The sequence below is a fragment of the Ruminococcus sp. RTP21204st1_B2_RTP21204_210225 genome, from assembly GCF_040914135.1.
Classification (GTDB): Bacteria; Bacillota; Clostridia; order Oscillospirales; family Ruminococcaceae; genus Hominimerdicola; species Hominimerdicola aceti.
The window spans coordinates 1-8995 of the sequence record NZ_JBCPGA010000063.1; the positions used below are offsets into that span (position 1 = coordinate 1).

The window sequence follows — 8995 nt, forward strand, 5'->3', positions numbered from 1 at the left end:
CTGATTTCCGCTTTTCAGATAACGGCTCGTAACGATAAGCTGCGACATTTTACACCTTCCTTATGATAATAAGCACCGCAAAGTTACATTTCACCAAATAATTTTGACATTTCACAGCACGATGTATTCTTATATGATATAATACTATTAGTTGTAACATATCACTGAAAATCCATTTTGTTTCTTGGGTGCTTGGTCTTTAAGATCTCTTTTTGCTTTGACGATGTGACGTGCGTGTAGATCTGAGTCGTGGTTATTGAGCTGTGACCCAACATTCTTTGTATGTAACGAATATCCACGTCCTCTTCCAAAAGCAGAGTGGCAAACGAGTGACGGAACATATGGGGCGTTATGTGCATTTCAACACCGCATTGACTGCAATATGAACTCAGCATATTTCTTACGGACTGCTCTGTCATTCTTCTGCCGAGCTTATTGACGAAGAAGTACCCTGACACTGAGATCTTATCTTCAAAAAGCAGTCTGTACCTTTTAAGTATGCTGAGAACAGCCATATTTTCCACGGGTATAAGGCGTTCTTTTGAACCTTTGCCGTAAAACTTAACGGATCGTCCTAAAAGATCAACATTTTCCGGTTTAAGAGTACATATCTCAGCTATCCTTGCACCTGTGGCGAAAAGCAATTCGATCACAGCGGCATTTCTGACGGCACATTTCATCTGGTAAGCACTTTGGGCTGAACCAATCTGCTGATAAGAAAAAGAAATTATCTTAGCGATCACGTCGAGAGGTATCGTTTTGGGCAGCAGCACAGGTTCTCTAATCGAAGTTTCAAGCTTATCAAATGGATTAAAATCTATGTAGTCTTGCAGCAAAAGAAAGTGGATAAAAGCTTTTAGGGTTGCAAGCTTACGCTTTACGGTTTTCGGCTTGTACTTTTTATTCAGGCACTCGATATAATCCCACAATGCTTGTTTTGAAAGCGTATCGGAAAACAGCACATACTGCGAAAGGTCGATTTTGTATGCACGCACAGTTTTCTCGCTAAGCTTTTTATGGTAACGGCAATAATCAAGAAATTGGTCTACAAAAGGTCTATATTCAAACATCAAAACAGCTCCTTAAAAATACTGAGGCAAAGCAATTTGGTCAACATTCACAAATAGCACTAATGCTTACGAATAAATTTGCTTTTAAACCTACCTTATATTATATCAGAGTTGTTTGAGTTCGACAAATTTAGACGATTTGTGAATTTTTACAAAGTTTTCAAAAGTTGATTGACTTTTTTAGGAAAGTGTGATATGGTATTATATAGGAAGATTGAATGAATGATAACTTCAAATTATGGTGAGGATAGTATGAATGAAAAAGAGTTTATAAATGAGATGGCAGAACATATTATTAGAGATGAATCATCCTTATTTTTAGGGGCAGGTAGTTCTTGCAGTGTCGGATTCCCAAGTTGGGGTAAGCTGTTGGAAGAATGCGCTCACAAATTGAATATAAAAATCACAAAAGATACGGATTTGTTTTCGATAGCACAATACTTTTCAAATAGATATGGAAAAACAGCGTTGCAAACGATAGTAAAATCCGTATTGAACAAAAATTTTGAATTTGAAAGCGAACTATTAAATTCAATAATGGATTTAAATTTCAAAAACATATGGACAACAAACTATGATTCAGTAATCGAAGATAACTTATCAAAACGCAGGATTATTTCTAATAAAATAATCCGAGATTCCGATTTAGTCAGTTTAGTTCCTCAAACAGATGTTACCATCTATAAATTAAATGGTGATGTTAGCGATTCTGATAATATAGTAATAACTAAAGCTGATATTGAAAAATATAATGATAATCATCAATTACTGCTTACTTTTTTTAAAAAGGAACTTATATCTAATACATTTTTGTTTTTGGGTTATAGTTTCTCGGATACAATAGTATTATCATGTCTTTCATTTATTTCCACCTATTTAAATGATAAAAACAACTTTCATTATACAATTATAGAAAAGAAAAATACTTGTCAACACAAGGCGTTTATAAAAGATTTAGAAACAAGATACCATATCAAAGTTTTGCAAGTCAAATCCAATAATGAAATTCCTAACATTTTAAATCGACTGGCTAACAAGATACGTTCATATCGTGTTTTTATTTCAGGCTCATTTATTAATCTTAATGATGATGATGATAAATTCGCAAACGAGCTTGCCAAGGAACTAACTTATCGATTGTTGAAAAAATATCAACTTTATTCCGGTATGGGATATAAACTTGGTAATTATATAAGCGGCTATGGATTAAATTATCTTTCAGAAGTACATATTACAAATATTGAACACCATTTAAAAATGAGGCCTTTTGCTGAGCATATGTCAGAACAACAAATACACAATCATAGAGAAAATCTTATTGATCAATGTCAATTCGTAATTTTCTTGTTTGGTGATTCAAAACGCAGAAATGAAGAACATAATTCCATCGGGGTTTGGAATGAATATCAAATTGCAAAGAAAAACAGAAAAGTAATAATTCCAATAGGAAGTTCCGGTTTTGAATCGAGAAAAATATACAATGATATATCTAATAATATAACGCAATATCCCTATTTAGAAAAATACATAGACGTACTTGGAAAATCCAGAGACGCTATAAAGATTACAGACATTGTATTACAAATTATTGCAGAGTATAATAGTCATCTATAATATTCAGTAAAATTATTAGATTGTTTTCAGCAATTCGCAATTCTTTAAAATCTATCTTTAAATCCAACTTAGTTATGCTGAATAGCCACTCTATCGGTTTTATCGATACAATTTGCTGATATGTAATGCTGCTTTTTATGAAAAGATACACACTATATAAAATAGTTAATCTCGAGTTAAGATTATGGTGGTCAATACTATAATATTGCTTTAGCAATTCTTTGATGTATCCATTTTTATCGCATTTTAAATTAATACTAGTAAAATCATATAATTTTTTATGCGGAAGAGAATCGGATATATCTTTTAAATAACGACAAACAATACTGCTAACAGTAATTGCACTTCCTGATTTGTCACTAATTTCTCTGTATATCAATTCTTTTATCCATTTATACTTTTGTGGTAGATCTTCAAATGTAATGTTAAATAATATCGGGAATACTCTAATTTCTTCTTTTTTGTGCATATTATATATAACATCAATTTCTTCGTTTAGACAAAAGCAATCTTCTGTATTTTCTGAAAAAATGATAATTGCATATTTACTTTCTATAATACCTTTTTCAAAATTTTCTTTTTGTCGATTATCTCCAATTATTAAATCATGTCTATCATACCATACAGGCACGCCATAATTCTCTAAATGATACAATAAAGATTCGGCAACAGTATATCTATCTTTTGCAGCAAAACCTAAAAATATCTGTGAAAATTGATAATGAGTCATTGTAAACATCCTCCGATAATTTGAAGTTATCATCGATTGATAAAAACAGCTCATTGTATCCATTCATAAGATACAATGAGCCATTTTTCTTATTAACCTCTCTGATACCTCACCGCCTTTTCAAAATTAATGATACCGTTGATCCGCTTAACCTCATCTGTACACATAGCACGGAGTTTTATCATTGTATCGTCGTCAATGTCATGCACTGCGGCAAGCATATGTGTAATCGCACCAAGTTCGACAGCAACCTTAAATAAGGCACGGGACAGCCTCTGTTCCGTGCCTTTTACAATTCCCTCTGTTATCGTTGCAATCTGCGGAGCAAGATAATCCACAAGCTCAGGCTTGTTCTGCAAAAGATAACCGCAGTAAAATCTGATTGCCTTTTCCATAAACTCCGTGCGTGAAGAGCAGTTATCCGACTTGTATAAGATATCAACCGTTTTCATAGTCTCGGGAAATACATACAACGGAAACTTGATTTTTTCTGCTGTGACACCATCGTTTTCTTCTGCAACATCGGTGCTTTTTTTCATTTTTTGTACTTTTGACTCCATGACTTTCGTAAACCTCCTTTTTTGACTCCATTTTATCAAGGCTTGTAAAACCTCGCAAAATCGGCGAGCTTTGCTCGTTCGATGTGATTGTTTTGGCGGCTTTGACGCCAAAACTTTAACCAGCAATATATTAAATGCCCCTCAAACCCACCCGAAATCATCTGATTTCTACCATTCTCAAACTCTGCGATAAGACTTGTTCTTAACGCTCGACAAAATGCCCCAAATTCGCTCCGACCGTTGTTAGGGTAAAGTTATCCCACCGACCTCAGAACCTCGCCACACAAGGCGACACGGCGCGAACTGCGGCGAGTTACTGCTCAGACTGCTTTTCCGTTTCGGCAGTCGAGGAGTTTCTCGGCTTTCTTGCAGGCTTCTTTTCCGACTTCATTTCAATAAAATCCCTAACGTTCTGCGGTACATTTTTCTGATACAAGCCGTCAATGCACTTGTCGATTTCATCCGAAAGCTTAATATTTTTCTGCTCCAAATACATTTCCAGAGCCGCTAATCTTTCATCACTAATTGTTATCGCAACTGATTTTTTCATTCGCTGTCACCTCCGTTTTCATCAATTTTATCCCGCACTTCCTGCGGATAATCCACGCCCTCATAGGTACACCAGCTTGTCCAACCGCCGTTTGAAACAAGGCCTTTTGTCACATATCCTGCTGATTCGGAACAGTAAATCACCTCGCCGTCACCGACATATATCCCATGCTGACTGCCGTCAAACAGTCCTATACCTGCGACCTCAGGCATGGTATCAAGACTGCCTTGCTCCGTGTAAACAAGAATTTCATGCACATTTCCAAACGTTTTATCCGCAGGATTGTAGTTGAGATACCCAAGCATAAGTCCTGCGTTATCGCAGTATCTGATGCGGTTATTTTCGTTTCTCTCGCCGATAAATCCGTTCATATATCCCCAGCCTGAGATGTACGCATTCTCCGCCCAAGCTGCCATGTCCGTACAGTTTTTGGTTGTGCTGTCCGTAAACATATACTCATTGATTGTTGCGTTCATCGTCCAAGTGTACGAACGCATGAAATCATCGTAAGGGATTTCAATACCATAGGTTGCATTTATACTTTCAAGCAGTGCGATATCATCGTTTGCGTTAGCGAACAGACTTGCGTATTCTGTGAAGTCCGACAGCGGATTTTCATCAAAATATGAGTAATAAATCAGCTGTGCCTTTATGGTTTCCGAGGGCAAACCGACCGCAGACATAACAGCTGCGATGGCTTCACCTTGACTTTGAAATTCAGCAATTTGCGACTGCTGATCCTCATCAAGCGTTGCCATAAAAGCGGAATCGGTGAACATACTACGGTCGACTTCGGGAGTTTCAATCTCCAAACTGCCCATTGATGACAGCACAGCTACAGGCAGGCACATCAGTCCAAGAAAGCCTGCGGCGATGCTTCCGATCAGAACAAACAGCTTACCTCGTTTCTTTTCGTCGCCCAGAATATATATCGCTACCTTTTTCAGAGCAACCGCAACTGTTGCAGACATTACCGACCACCACCGTTTCCAAACAACACAGCCTTGTACTGCGGAGCGATGACCTGTAACAAATATCTCTCGTTTCCGCACCTGTAAAGACAAGTACCTCTTTCAGGGTACTTTATCAAGCCGTACTCCGATTCTTCAAGCTGCAAGGTGTCAATGAATGCAGTCGGAGAAATATTACCCGGATTGAACAGAAAATGATGGCTCGGAATTGAAAACAACGGCTTAGTAAACTCCTTGATTTCAGGCAAAAGAAAGTCCTCAATATTCTGACTTGCCAGAATAAACGAGGACTCCTTTTTACGAACACGTTTCATGCCGTTGCGGATATATTCGATCGCCGTCATATTTGTGAGGAACAAATACAGCTCGTCTACTGCGGCAACTGTATTTCCTCTGCCCAAAAGCTGATTGCTCATGTAGCTGAGAATGTTAAACAGCAGAGTATCCTTAAGCCTTTTGTTTGTGTCCATAAGACCTTTCACTCCGAAACAGATAAGCTCGCTGTCATTGATGTTGGTGTGACCGTTGAAATATTTTGACTCCGCACCCTTGCACATGGAGTGCAGTCCCAGACAGATATTCTGTAACATTTCTTCGGTGTATAGGTGCTTTTTCTCGTTATCAAACGCCATGAATTCCTTTTCAATAAGTTCGTAGAGGTCGCTCATAATTGGATAATCTTCGCTGTCCAGCGTATTGAAATCGGTAAAATCATCAATTCCAAATCTTGCGTACAGCTTCATAAGCATGATCTCTATGGTGTCAATTTCGCTGTCAGAAAAGTCCTTGTACGCTCTGAAAAAATCCTTTAAATACGATATGTGCTGTGATAATCTTGTGACTTTTCTGAACGTTTCGGGATCTTCAATATCCGCTTTTTCGCCGTCGCTCCAAGCTTTAGGTTCAAGCGGATTTATCATAAATTCGCCCGACATCATATCAATGTATGTTCCGCCGAGATTTGAACAAATGTCACGGTACTCGGCTTCGGGATCTAAAACCAACACACTTTTCCCAGCCTCACGCTGATTGCACAGCAAAAGTTTCATAAGATACGACTTGCCCTGACCGCTGTTGCCAAGAATTAAAATATTGGAATTTGTCTTGTCCTCGGTACGCTTGTCAAAGTCAACAAGCACGTTGCTGCCGTACTTATCTCTGCCGATATAGAAGCCGTTTTCGTCCGTTTTTCCGCTGTAATTCAAAGGATAAAGATTAGCAACACTTGAAGCAGGAAGAACACGCTCAAACTGGCTTGCGAATACATTATTGCCCGTCGGCAAAACCGATAAAAAGCCCTCTTTCTGACGGAGCAAAAGCCTGTCTACAGATATTTTTGAACGTGTTAATTCCATCGAAATGTCGGCTTGCAGTTCCTTTAATTTATCTTCCGAGCTTGCTTTTAATTCAATAAACACAGCCGTATGCAGCAGCGGTTCTTTGTTTCGGCGAAGTTCTGACAGCAGTTCTACCACATCGTTGATATTATCCTGAGCCTTTATGCTCTCGTTGACGTCATTTGTGGTGGTCATCATATGGTTTTTCCTCATTGCCTGCTGAACGATCTTCCTTTGCTCCATGCTTGTAACAAGGCGGTTGTAGATACGGAGCGTTACACCGTTCCTGTCCGCAAGGTGAGCAAGTATAGCCGTTTCTTCCGTACTTGGCGGATACTCCGTCACCGCCCAGCAGGACTTGTAGAAGTTTCCGCAGATGTAGTGGTCGGTGTAAAAGCGGATCACGCCCGGCATGGTGCGGTCGAAAAAGCCCTTTGCTTCCACTATCTCAAGCTGCTCATCTGACAGTTCTTTTTTCTTCTGCCTTTTATTCCTCATTTGTTTTCACCTCCAATTCAAATTCGGTTTCTCCCTCAACATCGGGAATCTCATCACCCGAAATGCTTGTTCCGAAATACAGAGCAATCATTCTTTTCACCTCCGATTTGCTCATTCTTCTTGCCGAAAATCCATGCTCGGCTATTGCCTTATCCACTCGGTTAATGGTATTAAAGATCTGCTCGTCCTTCTCACGCTTGAATCTTAGGGCAAATATAAACTGTCTTGCCGAGGACATTTCAACCTGTATCTCGTCAAGAAAATCATAGTCCGCCTGCAAGAGTTTCCGCACCGCCTCGTTCTGCTCCGTCTGCAAACGCTTTTTCACATACATTTTGTTTGAGTCAAAACACTCGCAGGAGTCAAGAGCAAGTATCTCGAGATCAGGTATAGTGCTTAACAGCATCATAAGGTGGTGTATCTTCACGTCGATATTCGCCGCAGAAAGCACGGAAATATTGGTCGGCTCAACGCTGAAAAACGCTATCTCAGCCTTATCGGTTTTTACGCCGAAACGAGTAAAGCGTTCAAGACCTATCAAGTCCTGAACGCTGTTTTTGTTCTTTGTCATTTAAATTTTCCTCCATAAATACAATTGCTGCGAAGTCAGAAAAAACTTCACAGCATTAAAAATATAGTCTATGATCGAAGTTTCGTCAGCCCTCAGACTAAGAAATGCATAAGATGCTGTTGCCGCTATGGGAAGAACGTTCCACAGGTTCACAAGCACTACTAGCGACAAGATCAGCCCTGTGCAGATAATGATAAAGTCACGGACGTTCCAGAGCCATAGTTTGACGTTAGCTTTTAGGTTTTCGGGGTAGATGTAGGTTTTCAATTTTATCAAACCTCCTTTTGGGTATAAAAATACAGCCAAGCTTTTGGCTTGACTGTACTTACATAAATACTTTATTATACTGTTAAATAAACTGGAATTTACATCAAAGTTTATATTGCATAAAATTACCGTTATGCTCAAAACCAAAGTCAGTGTAAAGTTTAACTCCCATATCTGAAGCTGTGATTTGTATTGTTCCGCATCCATATTGCTTAGCTTCATTGACAATACGAGAAAGCAGTTCTTTTGCGATTCCATTTCGTCTATAATTTGGATTAGTAAACATACTTGAGAGTAAACCAATTTTTCCACTTGGGCATCCAAAATACGGTGGTTTCTCAACAAAAGACATTCCACTGGTTCCTATTATATTATTTCCATCCAATGCCAACCACGAAACAAATGTACCATCCTTCATATGACGTTTATAATAATCCAATAATGCAGGTTTTAAGTCGATATCTTCTTTAGCCCCTTCTTCTCTTAACTGATTTATTCTCATTTCGATAAATACATCCAGTTCTTTTTCACTTAATTTTCTATATTCTATCTCCATGATGTTCGCCTCCGAAAATTCCGATTTACGGCTCTATCAAATTTTCTTCATTATACTACAAAGTATGCTGAATGTCAAGCTGAAATCAAGCCTTTCCTTTAATCAAACCAACAGCTTTACTGCCCATAGAAACAGTATGACTAACACTCATCATATTGACTCTAACGCTGGTATCAAGCCCAAACATCTGAGCAATCCTCGGCACTTCGTTTGCCGACAGGCATATCCCCACCGCAAGCAATGGGTGCTGAGTGTAAGTCAGAAGACCGAT

11 protein-coding genes are annotated in these 8995 nt (G+C 38.6%); 1 reads left to right on the plus strand and 10 read right to left on the minus strand.

All coding sequences use genetic code 11. The features are described from left to right. Window positions 1-161 precede the first annotated feature (161 nt). Window positions 162-1070 carry a tyrosine-type recombinase/integrase gene (locus AB5123_RS13130; RefSeq protein ID WP_368364926.1) on the minus strand — a complete coding sequence of 303 codons (909 nt, stop codon included), beginning with the start codon at window positions 1068-1070 and terminating at the stop codon, window positions 162-164. Between the two features lie 222 nt (window positions 1071-1292). Between AB5123_RS13130 and AB5123_RS13135 the strand changes: the two genes are divergently transcribed. After that, window positions 1293-2684, plus strand: coding sequence for an SIR2 family protein (locus AB5123_RS13135; RefSeq protein ID WP_368364927.1), 1392 nt, complete (start codon window positions 1293-1295; stop codon window positions 2682-2684). On the opposite strand, the gene AB5123_RS13140 is transcribed toward AB5123_RS13135, so the two are convergent. From AB5123_RS13140 to AB5123_RS13180, 9 genes are all read right to left on the minus strand, one after another. Further along, window positions 2656-3414, minus strand: a complete 759-nt coding sequence (locus tag AB5123_RS13140) for a toll/interleukin-1 receptor domain-containing protein (RefSeq protein WP_181986987.1) — start codon at window positions 3412-3414, stop codon at window positions 2656-2658. The two genes, AB5123_RS13135 and AB5123_RS13140, sit on opposite strands and share 29 nt — an antisense overlap. Before the next feature lie 92 nt (window positions 3415-3506). Further along, complete coding sequence (locus AB5123_RS13145) at window positions 3507-3974, minus strand: hypothetical protein (RefSeq protein ID WP_242998250.1); 468 nt, start codon at window positions 3972-3974, stop codon at window positions 3507-3509. A gap of 313 nt (window positions 3975-4287) precedes the next feature. Beyond that, window positions 4288-4524: a DUF6103 family protein gene (locus tag AB5123_RS13150; protein ID WP_118060133.1), complete on the minus strand. Its 237-nt coding sequence runs from the start codon at window positions 4522-4524 to the stop codon at window positions 4288-4290. Continuing rightward, window positions 4521-5495, minus strand: coding sequence for a hypothetical protein (locus tag AB5123_RS13155; protein WP_368364928.1), 975 nt, complete (start codon window positions 5493-5495; stop codon window positions 4521-4523). The genes AB5123_RS13150 and AB5123_RS13155 overlap by 4 nt, the downstream gene beginning before the upstream one ends. Further along, window positions 5495-7330, minus strand: coding sequence for a VirB4 family type IV secretion system protein (locus tag AB5123_RS13160; RefSeq protein ID WP_368364929.1), 1836 nt, complete (start codon window positions 7328-7330; stop codon window positions 5495-5497). Before AB5123_RS13160 ends, AB5123_RS13155 begins: the two co-directional genes overlap by 1 nt. Beyond that, complete coding sequence (locus AB5123_RS13165; protein WP_368364930.1) at window positions 7320-7901, minus strand: hypothetical protein; 582 nt, start codon at window positions 7899-7901, stop codon at window positions 7320-7322. Before AB5123_RS13165 ends, AB5123_RS13160 begins: the two co-directional genes overlap by 11 nt. Next, window positions 7902-8168, minus strand: coding sequence for a hypothetical protein (locus AB5123_RS13170; RefSeq protein ID WP_368364931.1), 267 nt, complete (start codon window positions 8166-8168; stop codon window positions 7902-7904). It abuts the gene before it with no gap. A gap of 103 nt (window positions 8169-8271) precedes the next feature. Continuing rightward, window positions 8272-8724: a GNAT family N-acetyltransferase gene (locus AB5123_RS13175; RefSeq protein ID WP_117925441.1), complete on the minus strand. Its 453-nt coding sequence runs from the start codon at window positions 8722-8724 to the stop codon at window positions 8272-8274. Between the two features lie 85 nt (window positions 8725-8809). After that, the coding region (locus tag AB5123_RS13180) for a conjugal transfer protein TrbL family protein (RefSeq protein ID WP_368364932.1) at window positions 8810-8995 on the minus strand (186 nt) is incomplete at its 5' end.

Bases quoted from the DNA above. Each gene is read 5' to 3' on its own strand.
- AB5123_RS13130 (WP_368364926.1), bottom strand. From the start codon at position 1,070: ATGTTTGAATATAGACCTTTTGTAGACCAATTTCTTGATTATTGCCGT.
- AB5123_RS13135 (WP_368364927.1), top strand. From the start codon at position 1,293: ATGATAACTTCAAATTATGGTGAGGATAGTATGAATGAAAAAGAGTTT.
- AB5123_RS13140 (WP_181986987.1), bottom strand. From the start codon at position 3,414: ATGACTCATTATCAATTTTCACAGATATTTTTAGGTTTTGCTGCAAAA.
- AB5123_RS13145 (WP_242998250.1), bottom strand. From the start codon at position 3,974: ATGGAGTCAAAAGTACAAAAAATGAAAAAAAGCACCGATGTTGCAGAA.
- AB5123_RS13150 (WP_118060133.1), bottom strand. From the start codon at position 4,524: ATGAAAAAATCAGTTGCGATAACAATTAGTGATGAAAGATTAGCGGCT.
- AB5123_RS13155 (WP_368364928.1), bottom strand. From the start codon at position 5,495: ATGTCTGCAACAGTTGCGGTTGCTCTGAAAAAGGTAGCGATATATATT.
- AB5123_RS13160 (WP_368364929.1), bottom strand. From the start codon at position 7,330: ATGAGGAATAAAAGGCAGAAGAAAAAAGAACTGTCAGATGAGCAGCTT.
- AB5123_RS13165 (WP_368364930.1), bottom strand. From the start codon at position 7,901: ATGACAAAGAACAAAAACAGCGTTCAGGACTTGATAGGTCTTGAACGC.
- AB5123_RS13175 (WP_117925441.1), bottom strand. From the start codon at position 8,724: ATGGAGATAGAATATAGAAAATTAAGTGAAAAAGAACTGGATGTATTT.